At 50.3% G+C, this 17,160-nt stretch carries 13 protein-coding genes; 9 read left to right on the top strand and 4 right to left on the bottom strand.

What is annotated here, in order from left to right:
* Positions 1-642, top strand: a complete 642-nt coding sequence (locus Enr17x_RS21235; protein ID WP_145311704.1) for a lysophospholipid acyltransferase family protein — start codon at positions 1-3, stop codon at positions 640-642.
* 82 nt (positions 643-724) lie between these two features.
* On the opposite strand, the gene Enr17x_RS21230 is transcribed toward Enr17x_RS21235, so the two are convergent.
* Positions 725-1,132, bottom strand: a complete 408-nt coding sequence (locus Enr17x_RS21230; protein ID WP_145311703.1) for a hypothetical protein — start codon at positions 1,130-1,132, stop codon at positions 725-727.
* Positions 1,133-1,264: 132 nt separating this feature from the next.
* Positions 1,265-2,224: a DUF1559 domain-containing protein gene (locus Enr17x_RS21225; RefSeq protein WP_145311702.1), complete on the bottom strand. Its 960-nt coding sequence runs from the start codon at positions 2,222-2,224 to the stop codon at positions 1,265-1,267.
* Between the two features lie 532 nt (positions 2,225-2,756).
* Between Enr17x_RS21225 and Enr17x_RS21220 the strand changes: the two genes are divergently transcribed.
* On the top strand, positions 2,757-4,343 hold the full coding sequence (locus Enr17x_RS21220) for an arylsulfatase (RefSeq protein ID WP_145311701.1): 1,587 nt from the start codon (positions 2,757-2,759) through the stop codon (positions 4,341-4,343).
* 39 nt (positions 4,344-4,382) lie between these two features.
* Here the strand turns inward: Enr17x_RS21220 and Enr17x_RS21215 are convergent, their stop codons facing one another.
* Together Enr17x_RS21215 and Enr17x_RS21210 are read right to left on the bottom strand one after the other, a co-directional pair.
* A complete protein-coding gene (locus Enr17x_RS21215; protein WP_145311700.1) occupies positions 4,383-5,918 on the bottom strand; it encodes a hypothetical protein in 1,536 nt (511 codons plus the stop codon).
* 152 nt (positions 5,919-6,070) lie between these two features.
* Positions 6,071-7,039: a C-terminal binding protein gene (locus Enr17x_RS21210; protein ID WP_145311699.1), complete on the bottom strand. Its 969-nt coding sequence runs from the start codon at positions 7,037-7,039 to the stop codon at positions 6,071-6,073.
* Positions 7,040-7,391: 352 nt separating this feature from the next.
* On the opposite strand from Enr17x_RS21210, the gene Enr17x_RS21205 reads away from it, so the two are divergent.
* The 7 genes from Enr17x_RS21205 (at position 7,392) to Enr17x_RS21175 (ending at position 17,063) form a co-directional block, all read left to right on the top strand.
* A complete protein-coding gene (locus Enr17x_RS21205) occupies positions 7,392-7,838 on the top strand; it encodes a hypothetical protein (protein WP_145311698.1) in 447 nt (148 codons plus the stop codon).
* Between the two features lie 146 nt (positions 7,839-7,984).
* Positions 7,985-9,490: an efflux RND transporter periplasmic adaptor subunit gene (locus Enr17x_RS21200; RefSeq protein WP_232100803.1), complete on the top strand. Its 1,506-nt coding sequence runs from the start codon at positions 7,985-7,987 to the stop codon at positions 9,488-9,490.
* A gap of 74 nt (positions 9,491-9,564) precedes the next feature.
* Complete coding sequence (locus Enr17x_RS21195; protein WP_145311697.1) at positions 9,565-12,801, top strand: efflux RND transporter permease subunit; 3,237 nt, start codon at positions 9,565-9,567, stop codon at positions 12,799-12,801.
* 67 nt (positions 12,802-12,868) lie between these two features.
* Positions 12,869-13,426, top strand: a complete 558-nt coding sequence (locus Enr17x_RS21190; protein ID WP_145311696.1) for a hypothetical protein — start codon at positions 12,869-12,871, stop codon at positions 13,424-13,426.
* 349 nt (positions 13,427-13,775) lie between these two features.
* Entirely contained in the window at positions 13,776-14,210 is a 435-nt protein-coding gene (locus Enr17x_RS21185) for a hypothetical protein (RefSeq protein ID WP_145311695.1), read from the top strand.
* A 133-nt stretch (positions 14,211-14,343) separates the two neighbouring features.
* Entirely contained in the window at positions 14,344-15,045 is a 702-nt protein-coding gene (locus Enr17x_RS21180) for an RNA polymerase sigma factor (RefSeq protein WP_145311694.1), read from the top strand.
* Positions 15,042-17,063, top strand: a complete 2,022-nt coding sequence (locus Enr17x_RS21175; protein ID WP_145311693.1) for a hypothetical protein — start codon at positions 15,042-15,044, stop codon at positions 17,061-17,063. The genes Enr17x_RS21180 and Enr17x_RS21175 overlap by 4 nt, the downstream gene beginning before the upstream one ends.
* Positions 17,064-17,160: the final 97 nt, after the last annotated feature.

The following is a 17,160-nucleotide window of genomic DNA, read 5'->3' as shown; positions in this document are numbered from 1 at the left end:
ATGGGTCGTCTGCTCAAAATCCTGTTTTTTGCGTTCATCGTCAGGCCGATTGTGGTCATCGTGCTTGGTTTGAACCTGCGCGGGAAACAGAATCTGCCGCAAGCAGGTCCCGCAATGATTGCGGCCAACCATAACAGCCACCTCGATACGCTGGTGCTGATGAGCCTGTATCCGTTATCCAAAATACACAGAGTGCGGCCCGTCGCCGCCGCCGACTATTTTCTCAAGAACCGATTTCTCTCCTGGTTTGCTTTTAACTGCATCGGCATCATTCCCATCAATCGGACGGGCCGACAGCGAAAAAGTGAACTGTTTGCCGGCTGCCATCAGGCGCTGGACCAGGGAGAGATTCTGATACTGTTTCCGGAAGGGAGTCGCGGTAATCCGGAAGAACTGAGTGAACTCAAACGCGGCATCTACCATATCGTACACGACCGGACCGATACCCGGGTGACACCGGTGATGATGCACGGACTGGGCCGCGCATTACCCCGTGGCGAAGCGTTACTGGTTCCCTTTAACTGTGACGTGATTATTGGAAATGAACTTCCCGATGCCGAGACAGCAGAGCAACTGGTGAATGGTATCAAAGAATCGTTCCTCGAACTCCAGAAGTACTGCATCACCTGCTGGCAGGCTTGAATCAGCAAATTTCAAAGCGTTACTGTTTCAATAAAAACGGCCCCGATTACAGAAGTAAAGGGGCCGATTGTTGCTTCGGTTTTTATTTCGACTTCAATTCAAACGTGTATTTGTTTTCGCCGTCGGCTTTGACATCGGCGGTGAGTGTTGTTTGCGAGTTGTATTGAGCGGGGATGTAGGATTCGGTGATCGGTTCGTCGTACTGGTCTTTTTTACCGGTATCACGAGAGGCGGAAATCAGGACTTTTTTCTGACCAAGCTGGCTGTCAAACATGAATTTCCCGTTCTCAATGCCGCCTGCAGAAGAGCCTCCTTTCCCGTCCGCCGGGTCGAAGACGATGCTGCCTTCAGAAAGTGGTTCTCCATCAAAGGTGACGGTTCCTTCCACTTTCACGGTCGTGGGCGCATCTGAGCTACCCCCGCAGCCTGTAACACACAGCAGCGAAGCCGCGAAACAGACAAGTTGTAATCGATAAGTATAACCTCTCATGTTCTCTCCTTTGATCAGCGAGGCGAGTGCACCTCCAACTGCGTTAATTGATGCAGACTCAAGTTGTGAAACAGAAATTGCCTGTAGACCAGTCAGGACGGGACCACAGGCAATTCTGAAATGGGAACGAGTTTAAAATTCTCCGATGGTTTCTTTTCCTTCGCGTGTTCCCAGATGCTGGAAGGTGTTTGTATCGATATTCTCGGAGACAAAGCGAACAGCCCCGTCGGCCAACAGAACGTGCACGCCTCCTTCATGACGGCTGCGTGCATGAATTTCATTGTTTTCACTCCCACACGCGCGGCAGGGTGCGTCTTCGGTCCCGTTGCAGTATTGGGCCAGATCACCAGTGGGGGTATTGGGGGGACGGATAGTGGTAAAGGTCAGCCCCCCGTTGTGATAGCTGTTATGATAACGTCCGCGCAGGTCATGGGTGCCACCACAGACGACGTTACCGGCACCCTGTGCTGAAATCGAATCTTCGGCAATATTGATTTCGCTCCCCATAATGGTATTTGAGGTACCGTCTACCACATCACGAATACGTGTACTTGAAATATTATAGAACATCCCGTTTAACTTGGGATAGGTGGGGTTACTTGTTGTGCCCTGAGCAGTCGATCCGGAACAGAGCAGATAGTTGCCATGAAAACCTTGCTGTGAGATTTTGCCGGCTTTGGGATCAGAGGGACAGCTGAAGAGGGGCACGCGTGTTGTTGCTTCAGGCCAGCCACCAGGAAACTGGTTCCCTTGAATGCGTGGCGTAATGGTATTGTAGAGCGGGGCCTGATCGACGAATGGCAGCAGCATGTGAAACCAGCCCTGTCGCGTATTGGAGGTCGCTGCAGGAGCAGTCGAAGCAGCGTTCACGCGGCACACGGTCGAAAAAGGAAACACGGTATGGGTTTCATTGTAGTTATGCAGACCCAGCCCGATCTGCTTCAAATTGTTCTTGCAGGTCGAACGTCGGGCTGCTTCGCGTGCCTGCTGGACGGCCGGTAACAGCAGGGCAATCAGAATGGCAATGATCGCAATCACAACCAGTAATTCAATCAGCGTGAATCCACGTCTCTGTAAATGCTTCAAGTACATGTTCCTTTTCCTTTGAAATGTATTTATGAGAAAAGTCAGTATCAGCAGAAAAATATTTACCAGAAAATAACGAATCGATTTCCAGAAATATCAATATATGTTTATTTGTTGGTCGATATATCAGAACATAAGAGTGGCTGATTTTTTAATGTTTCAATACATGCAATCAGAGTGAAACGATGTGATTGTGTGAAATTAATACAATAGTATATTAATGAACTGATGTATTAATTTAGTCTACAGTGGGATGCGCAAAAAAGTCAATTGATATCTGTCTAAAAGCAGCTTTGGCGCAATCATCTCCCGTTTAGAGCCATCACAAATTAGCGATGGCCGTTCTTGATTCCCCCATCAATTTAGCCCGGCGCGCTGCTTCCTGCGGTGCAGTTTCCCTACTGTTCTCCTGTATTTTCGATCTGGAAACCGATTTTTCAGATTTCTCTCTGAGAGGCTGACATCACGTTGTGCAGACGTTTATAGTAGAGTCTTGCTTTCTGATACGCATCTTGAGTTACTTCAGGGAACGTGAAAAATGGTTTCGACTTTGCTTCGTCATAGCGCCTGTATTTTATTCTGTCTGCTCGCTCTGGTATCAATTCGGGGTACCAGTTACGCAGAACCTGAAAAGAAAGCACCTCGTCCCAATATCATTCTGATCATGTGCGATGACATGGGCTGGTCTGATATCGGCTGCTATGGTGGCGAAGTACAGACGCCGCATCTGGACCAGATGGCTCGGGAAGGCCTCCGGTTTACACAGTTTTATAACAATGCCGTTTGCTGGACCACGCGTGCTTCACTCGTCACCGGGCTTTATCCGCGCTATCCCCGGCCGCACCTCAATCTGAATATGGTGACGCTGGGCGAAGTGCTGCAGCAGGCTGGCTATCAGACTGCCCTCAGCGGTAAATGGCATCTGGGAAGAACCGATTCCACCCACCCCGTTTATCGCGGCTTTGAAGATTTTTATGGCCTGCTCGACGGATGTTGTAACTTTTTTGATCCTTATTATCGTGATCCCAAATACAAACGCGGGATTACCGGAGACGGGTATCGCTTCTTTGCGAAAAATACGACGCGCATTACCGAGTTTCCGGATGATTTTTATACGACCGATGCGTTTACCGATCATGCCATTCAGCAGATCAAAACGTATTCCAAAACAGATCAACCCTTCTTTCTGCACCTGTGCTATACCGCGCCCCATTACCCGCTGCACGCCAAGCCGAAAGACATTGCAAAATACAAAGGTCGCTATTCCGCAGGCTGGGAAGCGTTACGCAACGAGCGACATCAGCGACAGTTGAAAATGGGGCTCGTCGATCCCCGGTGGAAGCTTCCTGCCCGCGATAAGGAGTCGGCAGACTGGGAACAGGACAAGTATCCTCGTGACTGGCAGGAACGTCGCATGGAAGTCTATGCGGCTATGATTGATTGTATGGATCAGAATATCGGTCGCCTGATGGCAACACTCAAAGAGACGGGCATGGATGAGAATACGATCGTCATGTTTTTGTCCGATAACGGACCGGACGCCAGCGAACCGGGCGGCGCGAATCCCAAACAGATTCCGGGACCGAAAGAGTATTACACCACATGTGGTCCCAGTTGGGCTTTTCCGCAAAATACGCCGTTTCGCCGGTTTAAAACCTGGATGCATGAAGGGGGCATTTCGACCCCCTTTATCGTCCGTTGGCCGGGGAAGATTCAAGCTGACACGCTTACAAAGCAACCCGCACATATTATTGACGTGATGCCAACCTGTATCGATCTGGCGGGAACGAACTATCCGGAAACGTTTCAGTCTCGCAAGATCATTCCAGTCGAGGGGAAAAGTATTCTGCCGATTTTAAAGGGAGAAACACGCACGCCGCATGAGTCCCTGTTCTGGGAGCTTCGAAATAATCAGGCAATCAGGCAGGGCAAATGGAAACTCGTCGCTGATCGTACTATCAACCGTTGGGAACTGTATGATCTAGAGCAGGATCGGACTGAAACCAACAACCTGGCGGCTCAATATCCCGAGCGCGTCGCAAAAATGAAAGCGGCCTGGCAGAGTTGGTCTGAAAAAACAGGTCTTGCAAACCAGAAGCATCAGCGTGGGAAGCAGATTCCTTAAGATGAATGCAGCGAACGACCAATATCGCTCGCACCGCGATTAGTTAAGAAAACCGAGCCAGCGTTTTTTCTGATCTTCGTTTAACTGGCTTTCGTCAGGCACTTCTTCCTCTTCGCTGCGTTCCAGATTCAGACCCAGCTTCTTTTCTTTCTTGCGAATTTCTTCTTCGCGTCCCTGGAGCATAGATTCCGTTCGTGAGAGTCGGGCGCGTTCAATCGAAATTTCGACCTCGGCTAAGCCCAGATTATGTTCCAGATCGTGATGCAGCGTCTGTAACTGTTCCAGCAAGTCTTCAGGCGCATTATTCAATTGTTCCCAATTGACCGGAACGAGGGCCGTTTCTGCTTCACGAACTCGTTTGATTAACAGACTGATATATTGATCGCGCTCTGTGACGGCTTCGATCAATTCTGCCTGTGATGCCTGATCATAATTGATTTCAGCAGGCGCTTCCGGCAAGGGGGGCTTATAGCTGGCCAGTGTGCGTCCCGATTGTTCTGTTCCTTCATTCCCGACTGCTGGCTGTGGTACCTGAGGTGGAGCAGGGGCGGGCGGAGGTGCCTGTTTCCTGGCGAGATCTGCGTTGACATCGACTCCCTGACCAGAAAGCAGTTTTTCTTTCATGGCCTCCCAGCCGCTTGCCGTTGAATCGTCAGCGGGGGGACTTGTCTCCGGTTCCTCAGGCGTTTGTTCCTGCTCGGCGGTGACTGGCTCTTCTTCTACCTGGGTTTCCCGGTCAGGAGAAGCGAGATATTCGACCAGACTGGATGGCTTGGGAGCCACAGGTCCCTTTTCCAGCCCGTCTTCAACCATTTTTTTCAATTCGGAGATCTGCAGTTCAATTCGGGCCAGGGACGATTCCGTATTCATTCCCTGCCATTGCTCAAGAACTGATTGCAGGTCCTGCGAAAGTTTTTGCTGCTCTTCAATGACTTCTTGAGGGATACCACCGCCGGAGATGGTCATGCCTCGGTCAGCGCCCGTGCGATGTCTGCGATCGAGCTGTTCGGCGACCTGTTCCAGACGTTCTGTCAGGATCACCACCAACTGTTCTTTTTCCTGCAGTTCCGCTTCGAGCTCTTTAACGCGTTGGTTTTCTGCAGCCGAGAGTTCTTCGTTCGCACGCTGGCTCTGTTTCAGTTGTTCGACAACTTCACTCAGCCGTTCTTTCAGGGTCGCGACCAGCTGCTCTTTTTCATGCAACTCGGCTTCCAGCTCTTTCACACGCTGATGGTCCACAGCGGCACCGTGCAGGGAATGCTGGTCGTGATCCAGTCTTTCGACAACCTGTTCCAGTTGTGCGGTGAGGGTTGTCACCAGCTGTTCTTTTTCCTGCAGTTCTGATCGAAGTGCTTCAACGCGCAAGTGATCGCCGGTAGAGGGATCAGAGGCTTTCTCAGGAGTAGAAGCTCCAGGCGCTGATGGTGTTTCAGAGACAGGCGGTGTTTCAGGCTTTACTGGTGGTGTGGGCGTACGCTCTTCCCGCTGAATCGAATCAGAATCACCAGGTGGCGACGTCGATTCAATCATCTGCTCTTTGATCTCAGATGGGGGGGAGTGACTATTGGGGTCCATCCATTCTTACCTGAATCTATTACCTTTCAGACTGTTTTTAAGCTAAAAATAAAGAATGCCTACTCTTAGCCTAGTTCATTTTCACGCAGTCTTAATGGGTTTCGCTGATTCAGTGATGCGATTTTTCTACATCTATTTGCGGATGGTATCAGTTATTCAAATACTGACGGGTTTACCACATTAGTGGTTTCCCTCCCTACGAGGACATCTGCCACCTGTCGGGCCGCCTGTTGTCGAAGTTCGTCCAGTGATTCCTGTGAAATAAAGGCCGCGTGAGGGGTCGCAATGACCCGTTCGTCTTGAAAAAACGGGTCCGATAAATCCGGTGGTTCCGGATCGAACACGTCCAGAGCGGCTCCGGCGATGTCCTGGTTTTCAATGGCGGATTTCAATGCGGCAAAATCAATCAGTCCGCCGCGGGAAGTATTGATAATCAAAGCAGTTGACTTCATCTGTGCAAACGCACTTTGATCGAACTGATGTTGTGTCGCTTCCGTAAGGGGCGCATGGATGGAAATGACGTCACTTTTCTGAATGAGCTCCTCGAACGGCACCATGGTCGTCCCGGTGCCATAATCATTGCCGGACGAATTCGTGGCAAGCACATCCATACCAAAGGCCCGCGCCCGCTCTGCCACGGCCTGACCCGTCAGTCCGAAACCGAACAAACCCATTGTCAGCGAACTGACTCTCCGAGGCAGGGGAGCCGCCGACAGATCATAGATTCCCTGTTTTGTCTGGTGGTGAAAAAAGGCGACATTGCGCAGACTCGCCAGCATCAACGCCATCGCATGGTCGGCGACTTCCGGGATGCAGTAATCGGGAACGTTGGTCACTGGAATCTTGCGCGAGGTTGCATATTTGACGTCGATATTATCCAGGCCAATTCCCAGACGGGCGATGGTTTTGCAGTCAGGGGCAGCGGCGATTACGGCTTCGGTAACCTGAGCCCAGCAGGTGGCAATCGCATCGACGCCCGTTGCTTTTTCAATAAGTGTCTGTTCATCAGCACCGGGCGGGGCTTCGATGACTTCGGCATCAACGAGCGCTAATTCTTTGCGTTCCACCTCGCAGTCAGGCCAGGCACGATCGGTAATTAAAACACGAAATTTCGCAGACACAAATCACTCCCTTTCATTGTGAAAATGTTGCAGCGCTAGATGCTCTCAGGATCGCGGTTTTTGCACTGGTTTACAAGTCTATCCCTCCTGAAAATATAAAGCAGCCTTGATTACCGGATCCATAGAGTCAGGTTGATGACAGTGCATTCATTTCTACGACGGTACCAGTTAGAATGTGGTTCAATGCGTTTTTAAAATAGATCCGCTAAAATTAGATGCAGGAACGACTTGCGAACTCGATTCAATGAAACGTGTTTTGTGGCCTCAATTTTGCGTTAAAAAGAGATATCTTGACACAATTCTGTTTTGGTGCCATGATTCAAGTGAAGAGTCAATCATTCTAAGGGTTTTTATGTATCAATCGTTGATTGCCATTCTGATGCTGCTTTCGATGCTGTCCCACACCTTGCTGGGTTGTGGCTGGCATCACGCGCATGACTGTCATGCAGGGCAAAGCAATTCCTGCCAGACGGTTGCCTTGTGTGAACATCAGGCAGAAGACACGCATCACGATCATGAACACGCCCACCATCAACATGCGGAACCAGCGTCTGAAGAACAGCCAGCCGCTCCGGAATCGGATCCTTGTCAGGAAGGCCGCTGTTCGTATCTGGCTTCTGCATCTGTGAAAGTCCTGGAAGAAACGCCCCAGTTTGTCGACCTGTTGCCTGCCTGGGATCTGCTCTATTCTGCTCAGGAAAAACAGTACGTGGAGCACATGTTCCAACTCGCCTCGCTGTCTTCGATTGCAGCGCCCGGAGTGCGCGCACAGGCGCAAACCACCGTCTGGTTGCTATAGGCACCGCTTTTCTCTAATCGTCTTTCGATATTGCTTTGGGATGAATCTGCGCTGAAAAACGCATCGATTCCAACCCCGCAAATCGCTCAATCACGATACCCGTTGCGCACATTTTATAAGCACATGTACTGCCTGAATCGAGGCTCATGATGAATCAATCAATGCTGAAACAAAACTGGAAATGGATTTTAACTCTGGTCATCCTGATACCGGCCGGGTTGCTGGCCTGGAGCTCCCAGGAACAATGGCTACCAGCGGTTCAAGGGTGGACCCAAAGTAAGCAGACCGCAGAGAAGCAGGCCAAGAGCAACGAATCTGCAGCCGCGCACGATGACGAGTCGCACCACGATCACGACCATGCCGGGCATGCCGGGCATGACGAAGCCAGCTCGCTGGAACTCTCTCCCCAGGCGCGAAAAAATGTGGGTCTGACCGCAGATAAGGTGATTCCGGTCAAGCTGCAATCATTCACACGCACGATTACGATTCCTGCAATCGTGGTCGAACGGCCGGGGAAAACCAGGGTTACCATCGTCGCACCCATGACGGGCATTATCACGAATGTGAATGTGCTTGCAGGAGAAGCAGTCAAGCCAGATCGTGAGTTATTCAAGCTTCGGCTCACTCACGAAGATCTCGTCCAGGCACAGACGGCCTACCTGAAAACACTGGGCGAACTCGATGTCGAAAAGAAAGAGATCGAACGGCTTACAGACATCACGAATCGTGGAGTGATTGCCGGTAAGGTCTTACTGGAACGAGAGTACGAAAAGGAAAAACTGGAAGCGATTCTGAAATCACAACGTGAAGCACTCTTATTACACGGATTCAGTGATGCCCAGGTTGATCGAATCGATCAAACACGCCGCTTGATTAAAGAGCATCAGGTTTATGTGCCTATACTTAACGATCAATCTGGTGAAGTACAGTTGCCAAATATGAAAATACGGCGGATTTCGGCAACGGAGGATACCTTACAGAAGCCCAGAACACTCCCACCCCAGTCGATGTTTATTGTCCAGTCCATGAATGTCAGCAAAGGCGACTTCGTTGAGGCAGGAGCTACGCTGTGCGTGTTAGCAGACTACAGTGACCTGTATCTCAAAGGTCAGGCATTCGAGCAGGAAGCAGATGAACTCACACGCTGTATGGAAAAACAATGGCCCGTTCAGGCGATTCAGGAAGTGAATAATAAAGAGAAAAAACTGATCAACAATCTCAAGATTGATTATCTGGATAACCAGATTGAAACCGATTCCAGAACATTTTCCGTTTTTGTAGACCTCCCCAATCGGGTTCAGTATGACACCGTTCGCCAAAATGGAAAACACTTTGTGACCTGGGAATACAAGCCGGGACAGCGGATGCAGTTGCGGGTTCCTGTTGAGATCTGGCAGAAACAAATCGTACTTCCTGTCGAAGCGATCGCTACGGAAGGAGCCGAACATTTTGTATTCCAGGAAAACGGCGACCATTTTGATCGGCGTCCGGTTCATATCCTTTATCAGGACCAGATATCAGCGGTAATCGAAAATGATGGCTCGATATTTCCGGGTGACAAAATTGCGCTCGCCGGGGCACATCAGTTACAGATGGCATTGAAAAATAAGGCCGGCGGTGGAGTCGATCCGCATGCAGGACACTCGCATTAGCGTTCTGACGACGAGAAACCAATGTAAACATCGCCTACTTTTTATAATACACGTTAGAGATCTGGATCATCATCATGTTGAATGCCATCATTCGATTTTCTCTGAAACAGCGACATTTGACGCTGGCGTTCTCGCTGTTTCTGATTGGCTTTGGAATCTGGCAGGCGTTCAGCATGGGAATTGATGTCTTCCCGAATCTGAATCGCCCGCGTGTGGTTGTGATGACCGAAGCGCCGGGTATGGCGCCCGAAGAAGTGGAATCGTTGATCACTTTTCCCTTGGAAACCACATTAAACGGAGCAACCGGCGTGCAGGCCGTGCGCAGTTCGTCCGGCGTGGGGATCTCAATCATCTACGTCGAATTCGAATGGGGAACCGATATCTACAATGACCGGCAGGTGGTCAATGAACGGCTGCAGCTGGTGACCGAACAATTGCCGGACGGCGTCAAGCCACAGTTGGCACCGATCTCCTCCATCATGGGACAGATCATGATGCTCGGTATGTGGAGCGAAGATGACAAAACGTCGCCACTCGAAGTCCGCACGCTGGCAGACTGGGTGGTCCGACAACGGCTGCTCACGATTCCCGGTGTCTCACAGGTTTTTACGATGGGGGGCGGGCGCAAGCAGTTTCAGGTCCTCGTCAATCCCGAGGCACTCGTCAAATATGGAATCACGCTGCACGATGTCAGGCAGGCCTGTGAAGAGAGTAACGTCAATGCGACTGGCGGATATCTGGATGAGCAGGGGCCGAATGAATTTCTGGTTCGCGCATTGGGCCGCATTCAAACACTGGAAGATCTGGAAAAGGTGGTGGTCACTACCAAAAAAGGACGCCCCATCGTGCTTTCTCAGGTCGCCAAAGTCGTCGAAGGAGCCCAGGTCAAACGAGGAGACAGTTCCGCGTTTGTGAAACAGGAAGACGGCACGTTTGCCGGCGGTAACGCTGTGGTGTTGACCGTTAATAAGCAGCCCGATGCTGATACACGACGCGTCGCCCAGGATGTGATTCAGGCTTTAAAAGAATTAAAACCTTCGCTACCAGCAGATATCCGCATTCAACCCGAGCTCTACTCCCAGAAATCGTTCATTGATCGTTCTATAGAGAACGTAATTGACGCGCTCGTCGATGGCGGGATACTCGTGGTGATTATTCTGTTTCTGTTCCTGATGAATTTTCGGACTACCTTCATTACCTTAACGGCGATCCCCCTTTCTATTGCTATCACTGCGATCATTTTTGCTGTTTTCGGCCTCTCGATTAACACCATGACGCTGGGAGGGCTGGCGGTCGCGATTGGAGAACTCGTTGACGATGCCATCGTTGATGTGGAGAACATTTTCCGCAGGCTGCAGGAAAATCGATACCAGAAAAATCCCAAGCCAACCCTGCTTGTTGTATTTCAGGCAAGTTGTGAAATTCGAAATTCCATTGTTTTCGGAACTATCATTGTAGTGTTGGTCTTTATGCCGTTATTCGCACTGTCGGGTATGGAAGGCCGCCTGTTTGCTCCGCTGGGAGTTGCCTATATCGTTTCGATTCTGTCGTCGCTGCTGGTTTCCCTTACATTAACCCCCGTGCTGTCTTACTGGCTGCTCGGAAAGAAATTCGGGTCACCTGTCAGCTCTGATGATCCATCCGAGCACAAGGCACATCAGGACGGACCTCTGCTGCGGTTCTTGAAATGGATTGCCGGTTATGTCATCAGTTTCAGTATTCGTCTCTCCAAGCCCATGTTAATCGCGGGCGTCGCCGGTGTGTTTTTTGCGTCGCTAATGTTGATGCAACTGGAACGCGATTTTCTGCCCCCCTTTAATGAAGGGGTGGCGCAGTTGAACGTAGTCTTGCCGCCGGGGACCTCGCTGAAAAAATCCAACGAAATATCTGAGACCGTGATGGATCGGCTGAAGAAGATCAAAGGCGTCTCCGCGTTTTCTCGAAGAACGGGTCGTGCCGAACTCGACGAACATGCCGAGGGCGTGAATATCTCCGAATTCATTATCACCTTTGATCCGGAGTCGGGCCGCAGTCGCGAGGCAGTGCTCGACGACATTCGCTCTTCCATGGAAGACATTCCGGGAATTGTGATCTCGGTCGAACAACCATTGGCGCATTTAATATCGCATATGGTTTCCGGAGTGAAAGCCCAGGTTGGTATTAAAATCTATGGCGAAGATTTAACGGTTCTGCGCAATACGGCTAAAAAAATGGAAGGGGTGATGAAAAGTGTGCCGGGGGTCACGGATGTTCTGGTTGAACCGCAGGTCGAAATCCCTCAGCTGCAGATTAAACTCAATCGAGACAAACTGCGTTTGTATGGCTTAACCCCGGCTTATGTGAATGAATATATCGAAACCGCAATGAATGGTCTGGTTGTCTCGCAGGTCCTGCAAGGCCAACGCACGTTTGACCTGTTGATTCGCATGGATGAGAAATACCGGGAAGATCTGCAGGCATTAAAACGACTGTCGATCGAACTTCCCAATGGAGGCACAACGCCACTCTCGTCGGTCGCCGATATTTCCGCCTCTTCAGGACCCAATACGATCAATCGCGAGAAAGTTCAGAAACGCATTATTGTGCAATGTAATGTGTCAGGACGGGGCCTTGTTGATGTTGTCAAAGATATCCAGGCGAAGCAGGAACCAATAATTAAAGCGCTCCCCGCCGGTTATTTTGTGGAATACAGCGGCCAGTTCGAGAATCAACAGGCTGCCTCGCGCATGATCTCGGCACTGTTTGTGGTCTCCATGCTGGGAGTCTTCCTGGTCCTGTATACGATGTTTCATTCCGCGAACTTCTCCCTGCAGGTGATGGCGGCACTGCCAATGGCCTTTATCGGCTCAGTGATCGCGCTCGTAGTGACAGGGCAGACATTGACAATTGCGGCAATGGTCGGTTTTATCTCACTCGGCGGGATCGCGTCGCGGAATGGGATTCTGCTGCTCAATCATTATCTACATCTGGTGAAGTACGAAGGGGAAGACTGGACCCGCGAAATGATTGTCAGAGCAGGGCAGGAACGGCTGGCCCCCGTATTGATGACGGCACTCACTTCAGGCATCGGTCTGGTTCCGCTGGCGTTATCGCAGGGAGAAGCCGGAAAAGAAATTCTGTATCCGGTGGCGACAGTGATTATCGGCGGCTTATTAAGTAGTACGATTCTGGAGTTCTTCATCCGGCCGGCACTCTTCTGGAGCTTCGGTCGTAAAGCAGGCGCCCGGATTGTGGAACAAAGTGGAGTTGAGATTGAACTGATTGAAGAACGCGAAGAAATTCCTGAGCCTGTTACCGCAGGGCATGAATGAAACCATTAGATCTTGTAATGTTATTTGTTAAGAAAACTATAATGAAAATTTTCCAAAAAGGATTTGAATGATGAAACGTACTTTCACAAATTATCTCGCATTGGCTTTCTGCATCGTGAGTCTGACTTTCGCCGGTTGTAAAAACGAAGCAGATCAGGGAAAAACCTTTGATGAAGCGGCACCCGAAGACGTGACGATGGACGAACACGATCATGGGCACGATCATCCCAGCGAGGGACCGCACCATGGTTCGCTAATCGAACTGGGTAAAGAGGCCTATCACGGTGAGCTGGTGCATGATGAAAAAAGTGGCGCGATCACCGTCTATATTCTGGATGGTGCCGCGAAAGCAGCCGTTCCCATCAAAGCAGAATCGGTGTTGATCAATGTCAAACATGATGGAAAAGGGCAGCAGTTCACGCTGGCTGCTTCTCCCGAGAAAGGCGATCCCGATGGCAAGTCTTCAAAATTCATGACTGAAGACAAAACATTGGGAGAACTGCTGCACGAAGGTGATACGACAGCGCGGCTCGTGCTGGATATTGATGGGAAATCCTTCACAGGAGAAATTGATGCCCACGATCATGATCACGATCACGGCCATGACGAAAAACATGCCCACTAATTGATAAACGACTTCAATTTGATGTTTAGAAACGCCGTCTCCTTTTCGGGGAACGGCGTTTTTTTACGATGGTACTGTTTTTACAGACATGCTCCGGTTGCGAATATTTCTCGCATGGTCCGCGTAAAAACAGTGTTTTCAGAAAATATCAGAATTCTTCCGGTTTTCCTGCACGGATTTCCTGACTCGTGACACCAATAGATTAGACGGTAGAAACAATCAGGCCTGTTCCTTTACCGATGTGAATCTATCAATTTCTTTTAGATCAATTCTGATCAAACGATTAATCAATCTGCGGACCGGTTGAAAGGCCGGAAGCAGAGTTTTGAACCTGAGGGAGAACAAACTGATGAAAACTTTATTGGCTTTCTGCGCGACACTGGGGCTGTTGATGGTAACGAGCACCGCTTCGGCCCATACTTCACCCGAAGATCTGGCGGCCCGCTGTGTGGGCGCTGTTAACGGAATCGTGGATCGCTGCCAGAATGCAGCCGCCGATGAGACGCAGGAGTGTCTCCAGAAAATCCGCCGCTTGTTAGCGGAAGGACGGGAACGGGCTGCACGACGCGTGGCTGCGGACTGCATTGAATCGGCCACAGAACGGACCGAAAACTGTGCCAAACGCATCAATCGAATTTGTGACGAATGCGTTGATCAACTGGTCAGTCTGGGAGCACCACAACTGGCACGCCGCGTGAATAGTGCGTGTGAGGATGCAATTTCTGATTTGCGGTCTACTCTGCAACGCCAGAAAAACGCCATTCGCAGTGCATTCGGAGGATAAACCACGAAAAACAATTTCTTGTGTCCAGTCCGTCAACCGCATAAGATAATTTGTGCGGTTGACGGCTTTATTCTTAGCCTGAGGTCGTTCGCAGCTGGCGAACACTTTAAACACATTTGATTAAGTCATCTCAATGACACCCACTGATTTTCCCGCGATCGATGATCCACCCAGCGATGCGCCGACCAGGTGTTCGTCGAAGGAACGTCATCAGCCAGGAAAAGAAAATCAGCCAACAGCAAAGAACCACGAAGAGCGACAATTCATTTTGTTGTTACTCAAACGCGATTCACAGAGTTGGAATGAATTTGTGGAGCGATACGAACGGTTGATCGTCAGTCGTATTCTTTCCACCTGTCGTGAATGCGGGTTGTCTCCCCGGCCGGATCTCGTGGATGATTGCGCAGCAGAAGTGATGGCGGCTTTGTTTCAGAACGAGATGCAGGGACTGCGCCAGTTTCAGGGACGCAGTAAACTCTCAACCTGGCTGGCAGTGATTGTGCGGCGGATCACCTTAAACGTGTTGCGGCGGCAAAAGCGGGACAACGAGAAAATTCGCCCCAACGATAGCCAGTTCGATATCGCCACGGTTCCCGATTCATTTCCTCAAGAAAAGAACGAACAGTCTGCCGAAGATCGCTCTCAACTTCAGGCGTGTATGACCCGGTTGAAGCAAACGGATCGTCAGGCACTGGTGATGTACTTTGATCAGAAGAAGAGCTATGCCGAAATCGGACGTGCTTTGGGAATTACAGAAAACGCAGTCGGGCCGAAATTACATCGTGCCCAAAAACGATTGAAAAAACTAATGAAAGCCAGTAGTAGACAGACATGAAACCAAATCACGCACCACTCCTGATATTGATCAAACTGCGGGAAGGTCATCTTTCCGACGCAGAAGGTTTGTCGGTGCGCGAGCAGTTGGCCTCGGATTCGCTTCTGTTACAGCACTGGAAAACGTTGAGTCAGTTATACCAGCAACCGAACAAACCCATTAAGGTTCCGCAGCACTCAGACATCGACGCAGAATCGGTTGCTGCATTTGTCGAAGAGGAGATGAGCCCGGAGCAGAGCGAGGCTTTCGAAGCGGCGTGCTGGGATCAGACAGAGTTGCTGCGCGAAGTCATCGCCGCCTATCAGGCAGCGCATTTCGATTTTTTAGTCAGCAGCATTCCCGAAGAATATGCACAACAAACATCCCGGCGGATGCGCGATATTCTTTCAGAACAGACTCGACCAGCGGATGCTTCGTTAACAGAGGCAGATTACCTGGCACCCATCGAAGACGAGCAGAAAACAGTTTTGGAGTCGGCTTCAGCCGCTTCTACCAAATTAGAAAAAACACCGGTTAAAACGCACTCCCACAAAACGCGTTCACAAAGTCCTTTGCGGGAACGGTCTAAGAAACGCAACGGGGCGCTCTGGTTCTCGGTCGCAGTCGCTGCGGTTCTGATTGTCGTCATTCCCACTTATTTTGTGTTTGTTCACAACCCCGCGAAAAATTCGATCACAAAAAAAACATCGCCTGGGCCGATTCCTTTAGTACCGGATCATTCCAATTCAAACTCGAACAAGCCATTAGATGTTGAAATAGCTCCCGAAATAGCCGTGGTTCCTGAATCAATACCCAAGGCTCATCAACCCGAGACGCCCGACAGAGAAAACGAACTCAACGCGAAACCGCTTGTTGCACAGAAACCAATGCTGGATAACCCCGCAGCACCTGTTCAACTTTCTCTGGACTGGACGAAAGTGGCAGGCATCGTCGGTTTGAAAACAGATCGTACTTCCCCTTGGAAAGGCATCCTTGCTGAGGGTGCCACGTTGAAGGTAGATCAGGTGATGCATCTGGAATTACGCACGTTGCCGTTCAGTTGGTTGCAGGGAACACTGGGGTCTGGTCTGAAGCTAGTCATGGACGCCAATTCGGAGGCTTCGCTATCGGTTCAAGGTGTTCCACAGAAAGAGAATCAGACAAACATTGATCTGCAGTTACACTCTGGCAAAGTCGCTTTCACTCATCTGAATACAGGTGACGTTCTGCGACTACAACACCAACGGCAGGAGTGGCTGGTTGAGGTGAAACAGGATGAGACATCCCTCGGTTTCCATCAGCTGGAGGGAAATAAACAGGAACTCATCGCATTTGCAGGAGAATTGCTCGTTACCGCGCCATTTTCAGAACAGCCAATTTCATTAAAGACAGATCAAATGCTGGTGATGAAAGATCAGTCTGTCAGTCTGCCTTTGAAGCTGGCGGGGAATCAAAACTGGCGTTCCAAACCAGCGGGAACGTTGAAGTTAAAACCAGCATTAATTGATCGCATGAATCAGAGCAAAAACTTACTCGCTTCCCTGATGACGGTGCCTGCGGGGCAATCCGGTCTCGAGGTACTCGCCAGTACGAATCTCGGATTCACACTCGATCCCACGTTTGCTGTGCCACGTGCGACTTCGTCACTGTCAGAACTACAACGGACCGCCGCCATTGAATGGCTACTGGCGGCGAAAGACGATCCGACCACGCGTGCTGTCTGGAACCGGATTAAAGTGATGGAGAATTCGACGACTTCCGCTATTTCCATCCAAACCTGGTTTCAAATGGCACAGCGGAAAGTGCCCGCAAATCAGCAGCTTCTTAAAGAACTGTCCTTAGGTCTGGGAGCGAAGCAGCCACTCTTTGTTCGACAATGCTCCATTCACTTTCTGCGACAACTCACGCGCCAGAGATTAGCGGAATATGACGCTGGTGCGCCCACTCCTGCAGCTATCAACAGTGTTCGCCAGAAACTCAGACGGGCAACTGTTAAACCAGGTCGACCCTCGGGCAATACGAATCGGCGTCAACGTTGACTTTCTCGGCTGTGTATGAAGCCTGTTGTCACAAGTCTGCAAGGCGTGTTATAATAGATGGATTACGCAGTAAGCAGGTGTATTTATTCATGGAAAT

Source organism: Gimesia fumaroli, from assembly GCF_007754425.1.
GTDB classification, from domain to species: Bacteria; Planctomycetota; Planctomycetia; order Planctomycetales; family Planctomycetaceae; genus Gimesia; species Gimesia fumaroli.
This window is presented reverse-complemented; position numbering and strand designations above follow the sequence as displayed.